Source organism: Methylibium sp. (genome assembly GCF_035762065.1).
Lineage (GTDB): Bacteria > Pseudomonadota > Gammaproteobacteria > Burkholderiales > Burkholderiaceae_C > Methylibium.
Genome location: NZ_DASTPW010000012.1, coordinates 1 through 17,128, shown reverse-complemented (window position 1 = coordinate 17,128; position 17,128 = coordinate 1). Strand labels below are relative to the sequence as shown.

Here is a 17,128-nt window from a genome sequence, read left to right as displayed (position 1 = left end):
GCTTGCAGCGCCGGGGCCGTCGCCTTCGCCGCTCGACCTACTTCGCCGCGTCCGCCACCGGCGTGTTGGCTCGGCCCGCCTCGGCCGTGACACCGCCGGCGCCCATCAGCTTGAACACCCAGACGCTGCCGCCCTGCTCGAGGAAGCTGACCTTCTTCGCGACGTCGCCGCCCCACAGCGGCACCGCGCCGCCCCAGCCGGAGACGACGGCGACGTACTGCTCGCCACCCTCCTGCCAGGTGACCGGCGGCGCGACGACGCCGGAGCCCGTCTGGAACTGCCAGACGACCTTGCCGGTCTTGGCGTCGGCCGCCTTCAGGTAGCCCTCGGGCGTGCCCCAGAAGACCAGGTTGCCGCCGGTGGTCAGCACGCCGCTCCACAGCGGCGCGTTGTTCTTCACCTCCCAGACCGTCTTGCCCGACTTCGGATCGATCGCGCGCAGCGCGCCGATGTAGCTGTCGTCGATGGTCTTGATCGTGAAGCCGGCGCCGAGGTAGGCCGCGCCCTTCTTGTAGGTGACCGGCTCGTTCCAGATCTCCATGCCCCATTCGTTGCTCGGCACGTAGAAGAGCTTCGTGTCGGGCGAATAGGCCATCGGCATCTGGTTCTTGCCGCCGAGGAAGCTCGGCGCGGCGAAGACGGTGTTGCCTTTCTTGCCGTCGGCGCCGGCGGTCGGGTCGCCGGGGCGGTTCTCGGGCACGTAGTTCGGCCGCCCGGTCTTCAGGTCGATGCCGGTGGCCCAGGTCACTTTCTTGACGAACGGGAAGGCGTTGAGCAGCTTGCCGCTCTTCGCGTCGTTCACGTAGAAGAAGCCGTTGCGGTCGGCCTTGGCGCCGACGCGCTGGCCGTCCATGTCGAAGGTGACGAACTCGTTGACGCCGTCGAAGTCCCAGCCGTCGTTGGGCGTGTTCTGGTAGCTCCAGACGATCTGGCCGGTCTTCACGTCGACCGCGACGGTGCTGCACGAATAGAGGTTGTCGCCCTTGCGCAGGTGGCTGTTCCACGGGCCCGGGTTGCCGGTGCCGAAGTAGGCGAGGCCGGTGGTCTTGTCGTAGGTGCCGCCGAGCCAGGTGCTAGCGCCGCCGGCCTTGTACATGTCGCCCGGCCAGGTGGCGTTGGTCTTGCCCGAGACGCCGGCTTCCTTCTTGTTGCCGTCCTTGTCCCAGGTGTAGCCCATGTGGCCTTCGACGGTCGGGCGCAGCCAGACCATCTTGCCGGTCCTCGGATCGCGCGCCTCGACGCGGCCGATCACGCCGAACTCGCCGCCCGACACCCCGGTGAGCAGCAGGCCGCCCGCGATCAGCGGCGCGGCGGTGTAGCTGTAGCCGGCGGCGTAGTCGTCGATCTTCTCCTTCCACACCACGTCGCCGGTCTTCTGGTCGAGCGCGACGAGCTGCGCGTCGAGCGTGCCGAAGATGACGAGGTTGTCGTAGAGCGCGGCGCCGCGGTTGATCACGTCGCAGCACGGCATGATCCCCTCGGGCAGCCGGTGCTCGTACTTCCACAGCTTCTGCCCGGTCTTCACGTCGAGCGCATAGATGCGCGAGTACGAGCCGGTGACGAACATCCTGCCCTCGTGCACCAGCGGCTGGCTCTGCTGGCCGCGCTGCTTCTCGCCGCCGAAGCTGAAGCTCCACGCGGGCACGAGGCGGTTGATGGTCTGCGCGTTCACCTGCTTCAGCGGCGAATAGCGCTGGCCTTGCGAGCCGAGTCCCCAGCTGAGGATGTCGTTCGGCGTGGCCGCGTCGTTGTCGATCATCGCGTCGGTGACGCCGGCCGCATGCGCACCGAAGGTCGCGCAGGCTGCCGACACCAACACCGCGAGCAGAGGCTTGCGCATGGTCTTGTCTCCTGAAGTCGAACGCTCCCGGCAAGCCGCTCGACATGGCGGCCCCGCGCGTTCCGGAGGGCCCTCAGCGCAATCGGCATGCCATCGCCCGGATGCGGCGCGGCACGTGCCGCGGCGCGGGTAAGCCCCGCCGCGTCCGCCGCGCGCTGCTGCGCGGTGGAGCAGCGCTGCTTCCGCGCGCGGGAGCGGCTCCGTCAGCGCGACAGCAGCGCGCGCTGCTCGTAGGCCGGGTAGAGGTGCGCGACGTTGCGCGGGTACTCGGTCGCGAACGCGGCCCAGTCGCGAAACGGCGACGGGGCGGGCTGCGCGAGCAGCTCGGTCATCTCGCGGCCCTGCGTCGCGGCAGCCGTGAAGCTGCGGTCGAGCCAGCGCAGGTAGGCCTGCGTCTGCGCGAGGCCGTCGCGCCCGCGCGCCGCCGGCCCGTGGCTCGGCACGAGCCGATCGATCCCCGGCTCGCGCGCCAGTTGCGCGAGGCTCGCGAGCCAGGGCTCCAGGCGCGCATGCGGCGTCGTCGGCACCCGCTCGGCGAACACCAGGCCGCCGGCGAAGGCGGTGCGCGAGGCGCGGTCGATCAGCACGAGGTCCGACGCGGTGTGGCCCTGCCAGTGCCGCAGCTCGAAGCGGCCGGCGCCCACCGGCAAGGTCGTCGCGTCGTCGGCGAGCACGCGGTCGGGCAGCATCGCCTCGGTGCCCTTCATCCAGTCGCCGCAGGTGCGGTAGAGGTTGTCCTCGTAGGCCCGCGCCTCGGCGTGCATGCCGGCGAGCGTCGCGGCGGTCGCGTAGCGCGGCACGTCGGCGAAGGCCTGGTTGCCGAGGAAGTAGTCGGGATGCAGGTTCAGGTGCAGCACCGCGCGGATCGGCCGCGGCGTCGTGCGCTCGATCAAGGCGCGCAGCTGCTCGCCGTAGCGCCGGCTCGGGCCGGTGTTGACGACGAGCACGCCGTCGTCGGCGACGACGAAGCCGGTGTTGATGATGTTGCAGCCGTTGGCGGGCGCGAAATCGGCGTTCGCGCCTTCGACGACGTAGACGCCGGGGGCGAGCGCACGCGCTTCGAGCCGGTAGTCGAGCGTCGCGCGGTCCGCGCTGCGCGGCTGCGCGAACACCGCCGTGCCGGCGACGGCGACCGCCAGCACGAGCCCGGCCGCCCTTCGAAGGCGCCGGCTCATCCGATCTCCGTCTCGATGCGGTTGCCGTTGTTGTCGCTGCCGCTCACCCGCAACGGCCCGCTCGGCCGCTGCGCGAGATCGAAGGAGAACACCGGGTTCTCGCTGACCGGCTCCCAGGTGGCGAGCCGGAGCAGCTCGTCGCCGAGCGCGGTGCTCACGACCAGGCGGTTCAGGTAGAAGGCCGGGATGCCGGCGACCAGGCCGGTGTCCATCGGGTGCATCACCCGCACGCGCAGGCGCGCGCCGCCCTCCGGGTCGGCGAAGAGCTTGCCGCTGACCTGCCCGAGCGTGCGCGTCCAGCTGCCGTCCTGGCGCGTCGCGCCGCTGACCGTGCAGCCGCCGCCGGCCGAATCGACCCAGCCGCCGCCGACGTGCCAGAGCCCGTCGTCCGCCAGCACCGCGGCGCGCACCGCGCTCGCCTGTTCGAGCTTGAAGCGGAAGGCCACCGCTGGCTTGACGCCGCGCTTCGGCTCGAAGTCGAGCACCTTGCGGATCGGGTTGCGATCGACCAGCGCGACGATGCGCCGCACCGGCCCGAGCCCGGGCGCCACCGCCACCGAGATCGGCACGACCACCGGGTTCTCGGCGGTCACCGGGCCGCGCACCTGCACCCGCGGATCGAACACGACGCGCGCGTCCGCGCCGAGGAACTCGCGGCGCATGTCGGGCCAGGGATGGGACTTGTAGGGATCGCCTTCGAAAGGATCGCCCGCGGCGTGCAGCGACGGCGCGGCGATCGAGGCGAGCGGCAAGAGCGGAGCGAGCGCGGCGCGCTTCAGGACGTCACGGCGCTTGGGATCTGCTGCAGACGGGAACATCGGACACCTCCGGGCCCCTGCAACGCAAACCGCAGGCCACCACGGGCCTGCGCCGAGCGCTCAGCTCACGATCCCCCAGATCTGCAGCAGCGTCCAGACGATGTGCTTGAAGATCGCGATGTTGAAGGTGCCGAGCCCGAACACCACGGTCCAGCGCCAGGCGGCGGCCGCGACGTCCTTGTAGCGCTCGTCGCCGGTGGCGATGTTGGCCATGAAGGCGCCGGAGGTGATCGCGAAGCTCAGCAGCACGATGGTCCCCGCGATCCACCAGAACACCGTCATCGTCGTCCCTCCCCAGCCGTCGTTGTCGTTCGGCGGGCGGTCTCAGACCGCCATCGCCATGCGTTCGAGCGCGAGCACCGCGAAGAACGCCAGCCCCGCCACCACCGCCCACTTGACGACGGTCAAGCCGCGCCGGCGCCACGCCACCTGGCCGGTGCCGATGTACATCGCGAAACACAGGATGCCGGCGATCAACAGCAGCAACAGGACCCACCGGAACACCAGCATCGCGAAAGTCTAAGCGAGCGTTCCGGCGTGGCCGCGTGCGCCGCAGCCGCGCGGCGCGGTGGCGGCTACCAGGCCGGCGCGGGCTCGGCGAAGCCGCGCGGCGCATCGGCCGCGCGCTCGAAGCTCACCACCTCGCAGGCGCCGGGCGTCGCGAACAGCTTGCGCAGCAGCTGGTTGTTCAGCGCATGGCCGCCGCGGAACGAGGTGTAGCTCGCGAGCAGCGGATGGCCGGCGATGTAGAGGTCGCCGATCGCGTCGAGCAGCTTGTGCTTGACGAATTCGTCGTCGTAGCGAAGGCCGTCGGCATTGAGCACGCGCGCGTCGTCCACGACGATGGCGTTGCCCATGCTGCCGCCGAGGCCCAGGCCGCGCGCGCGCATCGCGTCCACGTCCTTCGTGAAGCCGAAGGTGCGCGCGCGGGCGATGTCGCGCGGGTAGCGGCCTTCGGAGAAGTCGAACTCGACGCGCTGGCCGGTCTGGTTGACCGCCGGGTGGTCGAACAGGATCTCGAAGGCGAGCTTCCAGCCGTGGAAGGGCTCGAGCCGCGCCCATTTCAGCGCCGCGCCCTCGCCCTCGCGCACTTCCACGCCCTGCAGCACGCGCAGGAATTTCTTCGGCGCCGGCTGCTCGGTGATGCCCGCGCTTTGCAGCAGGAAGACGAAGCTGGCCGCCGAGCCGTCGAGGATCGGCATCTCGTCGCCGTTGATCTCGACCAGCAGGTTGTCCACGCCCAGGCCGGCGCAGGCCGACATGAAGTGCTCGATGGTCTGCACCTTGGGCGCGCCCGCGTCGCCGCCGGCAGCAATGGTCGAGGCCATGCGGGTGTCGGACACCGAGTCGAAGCGCGCGGGGATGTCCACCGGCTTGGGCAGGTCGGTGCGGCGGAACACGATGCCGGTGTCCGGCGCCGCGGGCTTCAAGGTCAGCTCGACGCGACGGCCGCTGTGCACGCCGACGCCGACGGCGCGGGTGATCGACTTCAAGGTCCGTTGGGCGAGCATGGCGCGATTGTCTTCGCCTTCGCACGGCGGTGGCATCGCAGGGGCTCGTGCAAGCCCGCAAGGCTCGCGACCGCTCGATGAGCACAATTCATGCTCCATCCCGATTCCGCCCCGGCGGGCGCCGCGTCACGAGCGCGACGACCGCCGGCCCTGCGCTCACCTCTCAACCGGCCGGCTCGACCCCGGCCCGCATCGACGTGAAGAATCCGCCCGCCCGCGCCTTGCGCGCCGCCCTCGCCTTCGGCTTCGCCGCGGCCGGCGCCAGCCTCACGGCCCATGCGGCCGGCACGCTGATCTACTGCTCCGAAGGCAGCCCCGAGGGCTTCGACGTCGCCCGCTACACCGCCGGCACCACCTTCAACGCGAGCTCGCAGCCGCTGTTCAACCGGCTGGTCGAGTTCGAGCGCGGCGGCACCGCGGTGGTGCCCGGCCTTGCGGAGAAGTGGACCGTCAGCGCCGATGGCCTCGTCTACACCTTCGCCCTGCGCCGCGGCGTCAAGTTCCACAGCACCGACTGGTTCAAGCCGACGCGCGACTTCGACGCCGACGACGTCGTGTTCACCTTCGACCGCATGGTCAACAAGGACAACGCCTTCCACAAGGCGCAGCCGCAGTCCTACCAGTACGCGAACGACATGGGTCTGCCGGCCAACCTCGTCAAGCTCGAGAAGGTGGACGCGCACACGGTGCGCATGACGCTGAAGGAGGTGGACGCCGCCTTCGTGGCCAACCTCGCGATGGACTTCGCGTCGATCCAGTCGGCCGAATACGGCGCGCAGATGCTGAAGGCCGGTGCGGTGGGCGACATCAACACCAAGCCGGTCGGCACCGGCCCCTTCGTGCTGCGGCGCTACGAGAAGGACGCGCAGATCCGCTACGCGGCGCACGCCGCCTACTGGGGCGGCAAGCCGCAGATCGACAACCTCATCTACTCGATCACGATCGACTCCGCGGTGCGGATGCAAAAGCTCAAGGCCGGCGAATGCCACGTCGGCATCTACCCTAAGCCGGCCGAGGTGGAGGTGCTGAAGAAGGACCCGAAGATCGAGCTGCTGTCGCTGCCGGGCCTGAACGTCGGCTACCTGAGCCTGAACGTCAAGCGCAAGCCTTTCGACAACGCCGACGTGCGCCGCGCGGTCAACCTGGCGATCGACAAGAAGGCTCTGGTCGATGCCGTCTACCAGGGCGTCGGCACGCCTGCGGTGAACCCGATGCCCCCGACGCTGTGGGGCTACAACAAGCGGGTCAAGGGCTACGAGCACGACCCGGCCAAGGCGCGCGCGCTGCTCGCGAAGGCCGGCCTGCCCAACGGCTTCGAGACCAAGCTCTGGGCGCTGCCGGTGCAGCGGCCCTACAACCCCAACGGTCAGCAGGCGGCGGAGTTGATCCAGGCCGATCTGGCCAAGGTCGGCATCAAGGCCAGCATCGTCAAGTACGAATGGGCCGAATACCTCAAGCGCGCGAAGAACGCCGAGAGCGACATCGGCATGTTCGGCTGGAACGGCGACAACGGCGACCCGGACAACTTCCTCGCCACGCTGCTCGGCTGCGCCGCGGTCGGCGGCACCAACTACGGCCAGTGGTGCGACCCGGAGTACGACGCGCTCGTGGTCAAGGCCAAGCGCACGACCGACCGCGCCGAGCGCACCCGGCTCTACGAGCAGGCGCAGGAGGTCTTCCACCGCGAAGCGCCCTGGGTGCCGATGGCGCATTCGATCGTCTACCAGCCGGTCTCCAAGCGCGTGCAGGGCTACCGGATGAGCCCGTTCGGCTCGGTGCAGTTCTTTGGTGTGAGCTTGAAATGAAGGGCGTGGCGATGAAGAGATTCGGGATCGGCGCGGTGCTGTCGCTCGCGCTGTTCGGCGCCTCGGCGCAAGTGTTGACCGTCTGCACCGAGGCCGCGTTCGACGGCTTCGACCCGAGCCAGTACACCTCGGCCGTCACGCGCGACGCGATCGGCGCAACGATCTTCGACCAGCTGATGCACAACGACCGCAAGACCGGCGAGGCGGTGCCCGCGCTGGCCGAAAAGATGGAGGTCGCGCCCGACGGACTGAGCTACACCGCGCGCCTGCGCAAGGGCGTGAAGTTCCAGACCACGCCGTGGTTCAAGCCGACGCGCGACATGAACGCCGACGACGTGATGTTCTCGGTGAACCGCCTGATGGACCGCAACAGCCCGTGGCGCGCCGTCACCAAGGGCGGCTTCATCGCCTGGGACGCCTACGGGCCGGCCGAGTACATCAAGTCGGTCGAGAAGCTCGACGACATGACGGTGCGCTTCCACCTCAAGAAGCGCAACGCGGCGTTCATCGAGCACTTCGCCAACTACAACGAGTTCTCGGTCTACTCGGCCGAATACGGCGCGCAGCTGATGAAGGCCGGCACGCTGGAGAAGATCAACACAGAGCCGGTCGGCACCGGCCCCTGGCAGCTACGGAGCTACCAGAAGGACGCCGTGCTCCGGCTCAGCGCCCATCCGAACCACTGGCGCGGCAAGCAGCCGATCGAGACGCTGGTCTTCGCGATCACGCTCGACGCGAACGTGCGCGTGCAGAAGCTCAAGGCGGGCGAATGCCTGGTCGGCTCGAACATGCGCGCCGAGACCATCGAATCGCTGAAGGGCGCGCCGGTCGAGGTGCTGGGCCGCACCGCGCTGCTCAGCGGCTTCATCCCGCTGAACACCCAGCGCAAGTGGCTCTCGGACAAGCGCTTCCGCGAAGCCTTGTGGCTGGGCTTCGACAAGGCGACCTGGATCAAGTCCGTCTACGCCGGCCGCGCAAGACCGGCCGCGAGCTTCATCCCGCCCGACTCCTGGGGCCACGATGCGAGCCTTGCGAACCGCTACGACCCCGAGCGCGCCAAGGCCCTGGTAAGGGCCAGCGGCTACGACGGCAGCGAGCTGGAGATCGCCACCCGCATCGGCGGCAGCATCGACGGAAAGCGCGCCGCCGAGCTGATGCAGGCGGACTGGGCGCGCATCGGCGTGAAGACGCGCATCCAGATGATCGAGTGGGGCGAGATGCTCAAGCGCACCGGCAACGGCAACTTCGACATCAGCTTCCTCAACTGGATCGGCAGCGTCGATCCCGACGGCTTCCTCACGCCCGTGCTGACCTGCGCCGCGCTGGCCGGTGGCAACAACCGCAGCCAGTGGTGCAACAAGGACTTCGACGCGCAGGTCGACGCGGGCCTCAACACCAACGACCGCGCCAAGCGCATCGAGCTCTACAAGAAGGCCCAGCGCATCCTCTACGACGAGGTGCCGCTGATCCCGACCGTCTACCCCGAGTACTTCACCGTGGTGAACAAGCGGGTCAAGGGCTTCGTCGCCGGGCCGCTGGCCGACCTCGACTTCCGCGGCGTCAGCGTCGGCGCGCCTTGAAACCGATGCGTCTTGCGGCCGCCGCGGCGCTCGCGTCCGCGGCGGCGATGCAGGCGGGTGCCGCGACGCTGACCGTCTGCAGCGCCGCGCCGCCCGACGGCTTCGATCCGACGCAGTTCACCTCGTCGACCACCCGCGACATGGCGGGCTTCCCGATCTACGACCAGCTGCTGTCGGTCAAGCGCGGCACGAGCGAGCTCGCGCCCGGGCTCGCGCAACGCTGGGAAGCGAGTGCCGACGGCCGGCAGATCACGCTGCACCTCCGGCGCGACGTCGCCTTCCACACGACGCCGTGGTTCAAGCCGACGCGCGCGATGAACGCCGACGACGTGCTGTTCTCGCTGCAGCGGCTGATCGACGCGACGCGCACGCCGAAGGCCAGCCCGTGGCTCGCATCGGCGAAGGCCGGCTTCGAGGCCTGGGCGTCGAACGGCCTGGGCGAGCTGGTGACGGGCATCGAGAAGCTCGACGCGCAGACGGTGCGCATCGCGCTGGCGCGGCCGTCCGCGCCCTTCCTCGCGCTGCTGGCCGACGACAAGATCGCCACCGTGTTCTCCGCCGAGTACGGCGCGGCGCTGCTGAAGAACGGCCGCGTCGAGGAGCTCAACACCCAGCCGGTGGGCACCGGCCCGTGGCTGTTCAAGAGCTACCAGAAGGACGCGGTCCTGCGGCTCGCGGCGCACCCCGGCCACTGGGCCGGCAAGCCGGCGATCGACCAGCTCGTGTTCGCGATGACGCCCGACGGCAAGGTGCGCGCGCAGCGGGTCAAGGCGGGCGAATGCCTGGTCGGCTCCTACATGCGCGCCGAAGCGATCGAGGCGTTCAAGGGCACGACGGTGCGCCTGCTCGGCGGGCCGGTGCTGATCACCAGCTACATCCTGGTCAACACCCGGCGGCGCTTCCTCTCGGACCCGCGCTTCCGCGAGGCGCTGTGGCTGGGCATCGACAAGAAGAGCTACGTCGCCTCGGTCTACGGCGGCCGGGCCGAGGTGGCGAACAGCTTCCTCCCCTCGGTGATGTGGGGCCACGACGCGAGCCTCGAGCGCGCCTTCGATCCCGAGCGCGCGAAGGCGCTCGTCAAGGCCAGCGGCTACGACGGCGCGCCGATCACGCTGTCGATGGCGGTCGGCGGCAGCATCGACGGCAAGCGCGCCGGCGAGCTGCTGCAGGCCGACTGGGCGCGCATCGGCGTCAAGCTGAAGGTCGAGATGGTCGAGTGGGGCGAACTGCTGCGCCGCACCGCGCGCGGCGACTACGACCTGAGTCACCTGAACCAGGGCAACGGCGCCGATCCCGACAGCATGCTGACGCCCGACCTGAGCTGCGGCGCGGTCGCCTCCGGCGGCAACCGCAGCGGCTGGTGCGACCGGCGCCTCGACGAGCTGCTCGACCGCGCGCGCGTCACCGCCGACCGCGACGAGCGCGCCGCGCTCTACCGCCGGGCCCAGCGCATCGTCTTCGACGCGGTGCCGGTGATCCCGACCGTCTACCCGCACTACTACACCGCGGTGAGCGCGAAGGTGAAGGGCTTCGTGCCCGGCCCGCTTTCGGATCTCGACTTCCGCGGCGTGAGCCTTGATTGACCACCCCCGTTGCGGCTTCGCCGCTCCCCCTCAAGGGGGCGCCGCTGGCGGCCCGGCGAAGCCGGATCCGCGGCGGCCGCTCGGTTGAGGCCGCACGCCTTCGATCACCGCTTTAAGTTGACACTGACCTGCCGTGCTTGCCTTCATCCTGCGCCGCCTCGCCGTCGTGATCCCGACCTTCCTCGGCATCACGCTGCTCGCGTTCTCGCTGATCCACCTGATCCCCGGCGACCCGGTGCAGGTGATGGCCGGCGAGCGCAGGCTCGATCCCGTCTTCTATGCGGAGGCCATGCAGCGCCTCGGGCTCGACCAGCCGTTGTGGAAGCAGTACCTCGTCTACCTGTGGAAGGCCCTGCAGCTCGACCTCGGCGAGTCGTTCGTGACGCAGGAGGCGGTGTGGAGCGAGTTCCTCAAGCTGTTCCCGGCGACGGTGGAGCTGTCGGTCTGCGCGCTGCTGTTCGCGAGCGTGTTCGGGCTGCTGGCCGGCATGCTCGCGGCGATCAAGCGCGGCTCGCTGCTCGACCACGGCGTGATGGGGCTCGCGCTGACCGGCTTCTCGATGCCGATCTTCTGGTGGGGCCTGCTGCTCATCATGTTCTTCTCGGTGCAGATGCAGGGCATCGCGCCCGAGCTCGCGCTGCCGGTGTCGGGCCGCGTGGCGCTGCAGTACGACGTGACGCCGGTGACCGGCTTCATGCTGATCGACGCCTGGCTGTCGCCCGACGAAGGCGCGTGGCGCTCGGCGGTGTCTCACCTGGTGCTGCCCTCGATCGTGCTCGGCACGATCCCGCTCGCGGTGATCGCGCGGATGACGCGCTCGTCGATGCTCGAGGTGCTGCGCGAGGACTACGTGCGCACGGCCCGCGCGAAGGGGCTGTCGCCCGCGCGCGTGGTGTTCGTGCATGCGCTGCGCAACGCGCTGGTGCCGGTGGTCACGGTGATCGGCCTGCAGGTGGGCGCGCTGCTGGCCGGCGCGGTGCTGACCGAAACCATCTTCTCCTGGCCCGGCGTGGGCAAGTGGCTGATCGATGCGATCGGCCGGCGCGACTACCCGGTCGTGCAAGGCGGCATCCTGATCACCGCGACGACGGTGATCGTGGTGAACCTCATCGTCGACGTGATGTACGGGCTGGTGAACCCGCGCATCCGCCACGCAAGGTGAAGCCGATGAGCGCCGTCCTCTCCTCGAACGACCCCACCACCGCCGGCGCGCCGCCGTCGAGCCTCCAGGATTTCTGGCGCAGCTTCTCCGCCAACCGCGGCGCGCTCGGCGGGCTCGTCTTCCTGGTGCTCGTCGTGCTGGCCGCCTTGCTGGCCGGCGTGCTGGCGCCGCACAGCCCGATCGAGCAGTACCGCGACGCGCTGCTCGCGCCGCCGATGTGGCACGCCGACGGCAGCGCCCGCTTCCCGCTCGGCACCGACGACGTCGGCCGCGACATCCTTTCGCGCCTGCTGCACGGCGCGCGGCTGTCGCTGGCGATCGGCGTCGTGGCGGTCGCTCTTTCGATGCTGCCCGGCATCGTGCTGGGCCTGCTCGCGGCCTTCTTCCCCAGGCGCCTGGGCGTCGCGATCCTGCGGGTGATGGACGTGATGCTCGCGCTGCCGAGCCTGCTGCTGGCGATCGCGGTGGTCGCGGTGCTGGGCCCGGGCCTGTTCAACACGATGCTCGCGATCGCGATCGTCTCGATCCCGGGCTATGTGCGCCTCGTGCGCGCCTCGGCGCTCGGCGAGCTGCAGAAGGACTACGTGATCGCCTCGCGCCTCGCCGGCGCAGGCCCGTTGCGGCTGATGTTCGACACGGTGCTGCCCAACTGCATGGCGCCGGTGATCGTCACCGCGACGATGGGCTTTTCCGAAGCGATCCTGACCGCCGCCGCGCTCGGCTTCCTCGGCCTGGGCGCGCAGCCGCCGATGCCCGAGTGGGGCACGATGCTGGCGTCGGCGCGCGACTACATCGAGCGGGCCAACTGGGTCGTCACCTTGCCGGGACTCGCGATCCTCTCGACCGTGCTTGCGATCAACCTGATGGGCGACGGGCTGCGCGATGCGCTGGACCCGAAGCTGAAGAAGCTGCAATGACCCGCCCCCGTTGCGGCTTCGCCGCTCCCCCTCAAGGGGGCGCCGCTGGCGGCCCGGCAAAGCCGGATCCGCGGCGGCTGCGGGTGGGTGCCTTTTGCTGTCAGCACGTCGTGTGGATGGAGTTGCAGTGGGCCTTCTAGAAATCCGCAACCTTACGGTCGAGTTCGGCTCGCTCGACCGGCCCTTCGCCGCGGTGCAGGGCGTCGATCTCGACGTGCAGCGCGGCGAGCTGCTCGGCATCGTCGGCGAGTCCGGCTCGGGCAAGAGCGTCAGCATGCTCGCGGTGATGGGCCTGATCGACGAGCCCGGCCGCGTGCGCGCCGACGTGATGCGCTTCGACGGCGTGGACCTCCTGGCCCTGAAGCCGAAGCAGCGCCGCGAAATCGTCGGCCGCGACATCGCGATGATTTTTCAGGACCCGATGACGAGCCTGAACCCGAGCTACACCGTCGGCTTCCAGATCGTCGAGACGCTGAAGGTGCATCACAAGGGCAGCGGCTCGGCCTTGAAGGACCGCGCGCTGGAGCTGCTCAAGCTCGTCGAGATCCCCGACGCCGCCTCGCGCCTCTCGGCCTACCCGCACCAGCTGTCCGGCGGCATGAGCCAGCGCGTGATGATCGCGATGGCGCTGGCCTGCGCGCCGAAGCTGCTGATCGCCGACGAGCCGACCACCGCGCTCGACGTGACGATCCAGGCGCAGGTGCTCGACCTGCTGGTCGGCCTGCAGCGCCAGCGCGAGATGGCGCTGATCCTGATCACCCACGACCTCGCGCTGCTCGCCGGCCATGCCCGGCGCATCGCGGTGATGTACGCCGGCGAGGTGGTCGAGGTGCAGCCGGTGCCGGCGCTGTTCGACGCGCCGCACCACCCCTACACCGAGGCGCTGCTCGCGGCGATCCCCGAGCGCAGCCGCGGCGCGGCGCGCCTGCCGACGCTCGCGGGCCTGGTGCCCGGCCAGCACGACCGGCCGGCCGGCTGCCTGCTGTCGCCGCGCTGCCCGTACGTGATCGAGAGCTGCCGCGCCAAGCACCCGGCACTCGACGCGATGCCCGACGGCGGCCTGGCGCGCTGCATCCGGCCGCGGTTATGACCCACCCCCGTTGCGGCTTCGCCGCTCCCCCTCGAGGGGGCGCCCCGAACGGACCGGCAAAGCCGGATCCGTCGCGGCTGCTTGAAGGTGCTTGACGCAGAAGCTGCTGCTTTTGCCATGCCGCACTCGCCATAGCGCACTTGTCATGAACGCCCTGCCCGAATCGACGCTGCTCGCGATGCCGCATCTGCTCGAAGCCGAGGGGCTGACGCGCCACTACAGCGTCTCGCGCGGCTTCATGAAGCCGGCCGCGACGGTGCGCGCGCTCGAAGGCGTCAGCTTCACGCTCGAGGCGGGCGAGACGCTGGCGGTGGTCGGCGAATCGGGTTGCGGCAAGTCGACGCTCGCCCGCGCGTTGACGCTGGTCGAGACGCCGACCGCGGGCCGTCTGACGATCGACGGCATCGACGTCGGCACCGCCAGCGTCGAGCAGAAGCGCGTGTTGCGCCGCTCGGTGCAGATGGTGTTCCAGAACCCCTACGCCTCGCTGAACCCGCGCAAGCGCGTCGCGCAGATGCTCGACGAGCCGCTCGCGCTGAACACCGGGCTCGACGCCGCGCAACGCCGCGAGCGCATCGGCGCGATGCTCGCGCAGGTGGGCCTGCGGCCCGAGCACGCGTCGCGCTATCCGCACATGTTCTCGGGCGGCCAGCGCCAGCGCATCGCGATCGCGCGCGCGATGGTGCTGGCGCCCCGGCTGCTGGTCGCCGACGAGCCCACCTCGGCGCTCGACGTCTCCATCCAGGCGCAGATCCTCAACCTGCTGATGGACCTGCAGCAGCAAAGCGGCGTGGCCTACGTGTTCATCTCGCACAACCTGTCGGTCGTCGAGCACATCGCGCAGCGGGTGATGGTCATGTACTTCGGCCGGGTGGTCGAGGAAGCGCCGAAGGCCGCGCTGTTCGGCCGGCCGCTGCATCCGTACACGAAGGCGCTGCTGTCGGCGACGCCCAGCCTCGACCCCGCCCGGCGCGCGCAGAAGATCCGGCTCGTCGGCGAGCTGCCGTCGCCGCTGAGCCCGCCGTCGGGCTGCGTCTTCCACGGGCGCTGCCCGTTCGCGGACGAGCGCTGTCGCGTCGAGGTGCCGGCGCTGCGCGAGCTCGGCGCGAGCCGCGTCGCCTGCCACTACGCGGAAGGGCTCGCGACGCAACGCGATTGAGGCAGCACCGCTTCGCGGCCGCCGGCCGACCCGGCTTTGGGTGTTCCAACGTCGTCCGGCCGCTGGCTGCCGCTCGCCTCCCGCATTCCCGACCGGGAGGCGCTTGCGTCGCGGCACGCGTGGATCGGAGGAGCCGGCTCGCGCCGGCTCCTCGCCCACGCGCTCCTCAGTCCGCCTGCCGGCGCAGGAAGGCCGGGATGTCGATCTCGTCCATGCCGTTGCTCGCCAGCGCATCCACCTTGGCCGCGGCCTGGGTGCGGCCGTTGCGCCAGACGCTGGGCACGTCCATGCCGGCGTAGCTGTTGACCGGCTGGGCTGGCATCACGACCTGCGGCTGGACCTGCGAGGCATGGACGACCGGATGGTTCAGCACCGGCAGGTTGTCGGTGCCGGTGCGCTGCAGCGGCTGGCTGTGCACCACCGCGATCGGCGGGTGCTGCTGGGCATGCGGCTGGTGTCCGCCGTGCGCCGGGCGCAGCACGCCGCGCTGCGGCGCAAGGCCGGTGGCGATCACGGTGACGCGCAGCTGGTCGCCCAGGCTGTCGTCGTGCGCCGCGCCGAAGATCACGTGCGCCTCTTCCGACGCATAGCGGCGGATCGTGTTCATCGCGTTCTTGCTCTCGCTGAGCTTGAGGCTCGACTTGCTCGCCGCGATCAGCACCAGCACGCCGCGCGCGCCCGACAGGTCGATGCCTTCGAGCAGCGGGCAGGCCACCGCGGCATCGGCGGCCTTGTTCGCGCGGTCCGGGCCGGTCGCGACGGCCGTGCCCATCATCGCCTTGCCCGGCTCGCTCATCACCGTGCGCACGTCCTCGAAGTCGACGTTGATCGAGGCGTCGATGTGGATGATGTCGGCGATGCCGCCGACCGCGTTCTTCAGCACGTCATTGGCCTGCTTGAAGGCCTGGTCCTGCGAGATGTCGTCGCCGAGCACCTCGATCAGCTTCTCGTTGAGGATCACGATCAGCGAGTCGACGTTCGCCTCCAGCTCGGACAGGCCCTGCTCGGCCTGCTTCATGCGCCGCCCGCCCTCGAACTCGAAGGGCTTGGTGACGACGCCCACCGTCAGCACGCCCATCTCCTTTGCGATGCGCGCGATCACCGGCGCCGCGCCGGTGCCGGTGCCGCCGCCCATGCCGGCGGCGAGGAACACCATGTGCGAGCCGGCCAGCGCCTCGCGGATGCGGCCTTCGGCCTCCTCGGCCGCGGCCTTGCCGACCTGGGGCTTGCTGCCGGCGCCGAGGCCGGTCTTGCCGAGCTGGATCAGCTCGCCGGCCTTCGAGCGGCGCAGCGCCTGCGCGTCGGTGTTCGCGCAGATGAACTCGACGCCTTGCACGCCTTCGGAAATCATGTGATCGACGGCGTTGCCGCCGCCGCCGCCGACGCCGATGACCTTGATCTTGGTGCCGAGCTCGAACAAGTCCTCTTCGATCATTTCGATGGGCATGGTGGTTCTCCTTGCGTGTGCAGTTGCCTGGCGATGGGGGTGGGTGGGTTCATCAAAAACGGAGCGTGGTCCGGGAAGCGAGCCGCTCTCTTGTTCGGGGAAGTTCATTCAGAAGTTGCCGACGAAGAAGTCGCGCACGCGCGCGAGCAGCGAGCCGACGCCGCCGCTCGCCGGCAGCGCCTTCAGGCCGCGCGTGCGTGCGAGCCGGGCCTCTTCGAGCAGGCCCATCACGGTGGCCGAGCGCGGGCTGGCCACCATGTCGTTCAGTGCGCCGGCGTACAGCGGCAGTCCACGGCGCACCGGCTTGAGAAAGATGTCCTCGCCGAGCTCGACCATGCCCGGCATCACCGAGGCGCCGCCGGTGATCACGATGCCGCTGGAGAGCAGCTCCTCGTAGCCGCTGTCGCGGATCACCTGGTGCACCAGCGCGTAGATCTCCTCGATGCGCGGCTCGATCACGCCGCTCAGGGCCTGCCGGCTGAGAAGACGCGGCGCGCGGTCGCCGAGGCCGGGCACCTCGACCTGCTCGTTCGGGTCGGCCAGCAGCTGCTTGGCGACGCCGTGGTCGATCTTGATCTCCTCGGCGTCCTTGGTCGGCGTGCGCAGCGCCATCGCGATGTCGCTGGTGATCAGGTCGCCGGCGATCGGGATGACCGAGGTGTGGCGGATCGCGCCGCCGGTGAAGATGGCCACGTCGGTGGTGCCCGCGCCGATGTCGACCAGCGCCACGCCCAGTTCCTTCTCGTCTTCCGACAGCACCGCCTGGCTGGACGCCAGCGGGTTCAGCAGCAGCTGCTCGACCTCCAGGCCGCAGCGCCGCACGCACTTGATGATGTTCTCGGCCGCGCTCTGGGCGCCGGTGACGATGTGCACCTTGGCTTCCAGCCGGATGCCGCTCATGCCGATCGGCTCCTTCACGTCCTGGCCGTCGATCACGAATTCCTGCGGCTCCACCAGCAGCAGGCGCTGGTCCGTGGAGATGTTGATCGCGCGGGCGGTCTCGACGACGCGCGCCACGTCGGCGGGCGTCACCTCGCGGTC

General features: G+C 70.1%; 15 protein-coding genes. 7 read left to right on the top strand and 8 right to left on the bottom strand.

All coding sequences use genetic code 11. From position 1 onward, the window contains the following. Positions 1-37: 37 nt before the first annotated feature. The 6 genes from VFR90_RS04230 to lpxC all read right to left on the bottom strand — a co-directional run bounded on the left by VFR90_RS04230 (position 38) and on the right by lpxC (position 5,344). Positions 38-1,840 (bottom strand): PQQ-dependent methanol/ethanol family dehydrogenase, encoded by a 1,803-nt coding sequence (locus tag VFR90_RS04230; RefSeq protein WP_326404786.1) that lies wholly within the window; start codon positions 1,838-1,840, stop codon positions 38-40. A gap of 203 nt (positions 1,841-2,043) precedes the next feature. Further along, positions 2,044-3,015: a quinoprotein relay system zinc metallohydrolase 1 gene (locus tag VFR90_RS04225; RefSeq protein ID WP_326404785.1), complete on the bottom strand. Its 972-nt coding sequence runs from the start codon at positions 3,013-3,015 to the stop codon at positions 2,044-2,046. Next, entirely contained in the window at positions 3,012-3,833 is an 822-nt protein-coding gene (locus VFR90_RS04220; protein ID WP_326404783.1) for a quinoprotein dehydrogenase-associated SoxYZ-like carrier, read from the bottom strand. The genes VFR90_RS04225 and VFR90_RS04220 overlap by 4 nt, the downstream gene beginning before the upstream one ends. A 60-nt stretch (positions 3,834-3,893) precedes the next feature. Then, a complete protein-coding gene (locus VFR90_RS04215) occupies positions 3,894-4,115 on the bottom strand; it encodes a hypothetical protein (protein WP_326404782.1) in 222 nt (73 codons plus the stop codon). Between the two features lie 42 nt (positions 4,116-4,157). Continuing rightward, positions 4,158-4,343, bottom strand: coding sequence for a hypothetical protein (locus VFR90_RS04210; protein ID WP_326404780.1), 186 nt, complete (start codon positions 4,341-4,343; stop codon positions 4,158-4,160). A gap of 65 nt (positions 4,344-4,408) precedes the next feature. Next, positions 4,409-5,344, bottom strand: a complete 936-nt coding sequence (gene lpxC, locus VFR90_RS04205; protein WP_326404779.1) for a UDP-3-O-acyl-N-acetylglucosamine deacetylase — start codon at positions 5,342-5,344, stop codon at positions 4,409-4,411. A 197-nt stretch (positions 5,345-5,541) separates the two neighbouring features. Between lpxC and VFR90_RS04200 the strand changes: the two genes are divergently transcribed. The 7 genes from VFR90_RS04200 (at position 5,542) to VFR90_RS04170 (ending at position 14,640) form a co-directional block, all read left to right on the top strand. Continuing rightward, positions 5,542-7,149, top strand: coding sequence for an ABC transporter substrate-binding protein (locus VFR90_RS04200; protein WP_326404778.1), 1,608 nt, complete (start codon positions 5,542-5,544; stop codon positions 7,147-7,149). Between the two features lie 11 nt (positions 7,150-7,160). Next, on the top strand, positions 7,161-8,729 hold the full coding sequence (locus VFR90_RS04195) for an ABC transporter substrate-binding protein (protein WP_326404777.1): 1,569 nt from the start codon (positions 7,161-7,163) through the stop codon (positions 8,727-8,729). Positions 8,730-8,734: 5 nt separating this feature from the next. Beyond that, the gene (locus tag VFR90_RS04190; protein WP_326404776.1) at positions 8,735-10,312 is read left to right on the top strand and encodes an ABC transporter substrate-binding protein; all 1,578 of its coding nucleotides are present in this window, start codon (positions 8,735-8,737) and stop codon (positions 10,310-10,312) included. A 133-nt stretch (positions 10,313-10,445) separates the two neighbouring features. Beyond that, the gene (locus VFR90_RS04185; RefSeq protein WP_326404775.1) at positions 10,446-11,474 is read left to right on the top strand and encodes an ABC transporter permease subunit; all 1,029 of its coding nucleotides are present in this window, start codon (positions 10,446-10,448) and stop codon (positions 11,472-11,474) included. A gap of 5 nt (positions 11,475-11,479) precedes the next feature. Beyond that, a complete protein-coding gene (locus VFR90_RS04180) occupies positions 11,480-12,391 on the top strand; it encodes an ABC transporter permease subunit (RefSeq protein WP_326404774.1) in 912 nt (303 codons plus the stop codon). 127 nt (positions 12,392-12,518) lie between these two features. Beyond that, positions 12,519-13,481: an ABC transporter ATP-binding protein gene (locus VFR90_RS04175; RefSeq protein WP_414676487.1), complete on the top strand. Its 963-nt coding sequence runs from the start codon at positions 12,519-12,521 to the stop codon at positions 13,479-13,481. A gap of 145 nt (positions 13,482-13,626) precedes the next feature. Next, a complete protein-coding gene (locus tag VFR90_RS04170; RefSeq protein WP_326404773.1) occupies positions 13,627-14,640 on the top strand; it encodes a dipeptide ABC transporter ATP-binding protein in 1,014 nt (337 codons plus the stop codon). A 166-nt stretch (positions 14,641-14,806) separates the two neighbouring features. Here VFR90_RS04170 and ftsZ read toward each other — a convergent pair whose 3' ends face one another. Further along, positions 14,807-16,087 (bottom strand): cell division protein FtsZ, encoded by a 1,281-nt coding sequence (gene ftsZ, locus VFR90_RS04165; protein WP_326404772.1) that lies wholly within the window; start codon positions 16,085-16,087, stop codon positions 14,807-14,809. Positions 16,088-16,195: 108 nt separating this feature from the next. Next, the coding region (ftsA, locus tag VFR90_RS04160; RefSeq protein WP_326404771.1) for a cell division protein FtsA at positions 16,196-17,128 on the bottom strand (933 nt) is incomplete at its 5' end.

Excerpts from the sequence above, each read along its gene's own strand:
- VFR90_RS04230 (WP_326404786.1), bottom strand. The coding sequence starts at position 1,840 with ATGCGCAAGCCTCTGCTCGCGGTGTTGGTGTCGGCAGCCTGCGCGACC.
- VFR90_RS04225 (WP_326404785.1), bottom strand. The coding sequence starts at position 3,015 with ATGAGCCGGCGCCTTCGAAGGGCGGCCGGGCTCGTGCTGGCGGTCGCC.
- VFR90_RS04220 (WP_326404783.1), bottom strand. The coding sequence starts at position 3,833 with ATGTTCCCGTCTGCAGCAGATCCCAAGCGCCGTGACGTCCTGAAGCGC.
- VFR90_RS04215 (WP_326404782.1), bottom strand. The coding sequence starts at position 4,115 with ATGACGGTGTTCTGGTGGATCGCGGGGACCATCGTGCTGCTGAGCTTC.
- VFR90_RS04210 (WP_326404780.1), bottom strand. The coding sequence starts at position 4,343 with ATGCTGGTGTTCCGGTGGGTCCTGTTGCTGCTGTTGATCGCCGGCATC.
- lpxC (WP_326404779.1), bottom strand. The coding sequence starts at position 5,344 with ATGCTCGCCCAACGGACCTTGAAGTCGATCACCCGCGCCGTCGGCGTC.
- VFR90_RS04195 (WP_326404777.1), top strand. The coding sequence starts at position 7,161 with ATGAAGAGATTCGGGATCGGCGCGGTGCTGTCGCTCGCGCTGTTCGGC.
- VFR90_RS04190 (WP_326404776.1), top strand. The coding sequence starts at position 8,735 with ATGCGTCTTGCGGCCGCCGCGGCGCTCGCGTCCGCGGCGGCGATGCAG.
- VFR90_RS04180 (WP_326404774.1), top strand. The coding sequence starts at position 11,480 with ATGAGCGCCGTCCTCTCCTCGAACGACCCCACCACCGCCGGCGCGCCG.
- VFR90_RS04170 (WP_326404773.1), top strand. The coding sequence starts at position 13,627 with ATGAACGCCCTGCCCGAATCGACGCTGCTCGCGATGCCGCATCTGCTC.
- ftsZ (WP_326404772.1), bottom strand. The coding sequence starts at position 16,087 with ATGCCCATCGAAATGATCGAAGAGGACTTGTTCGAGCTCGGCACCAAG.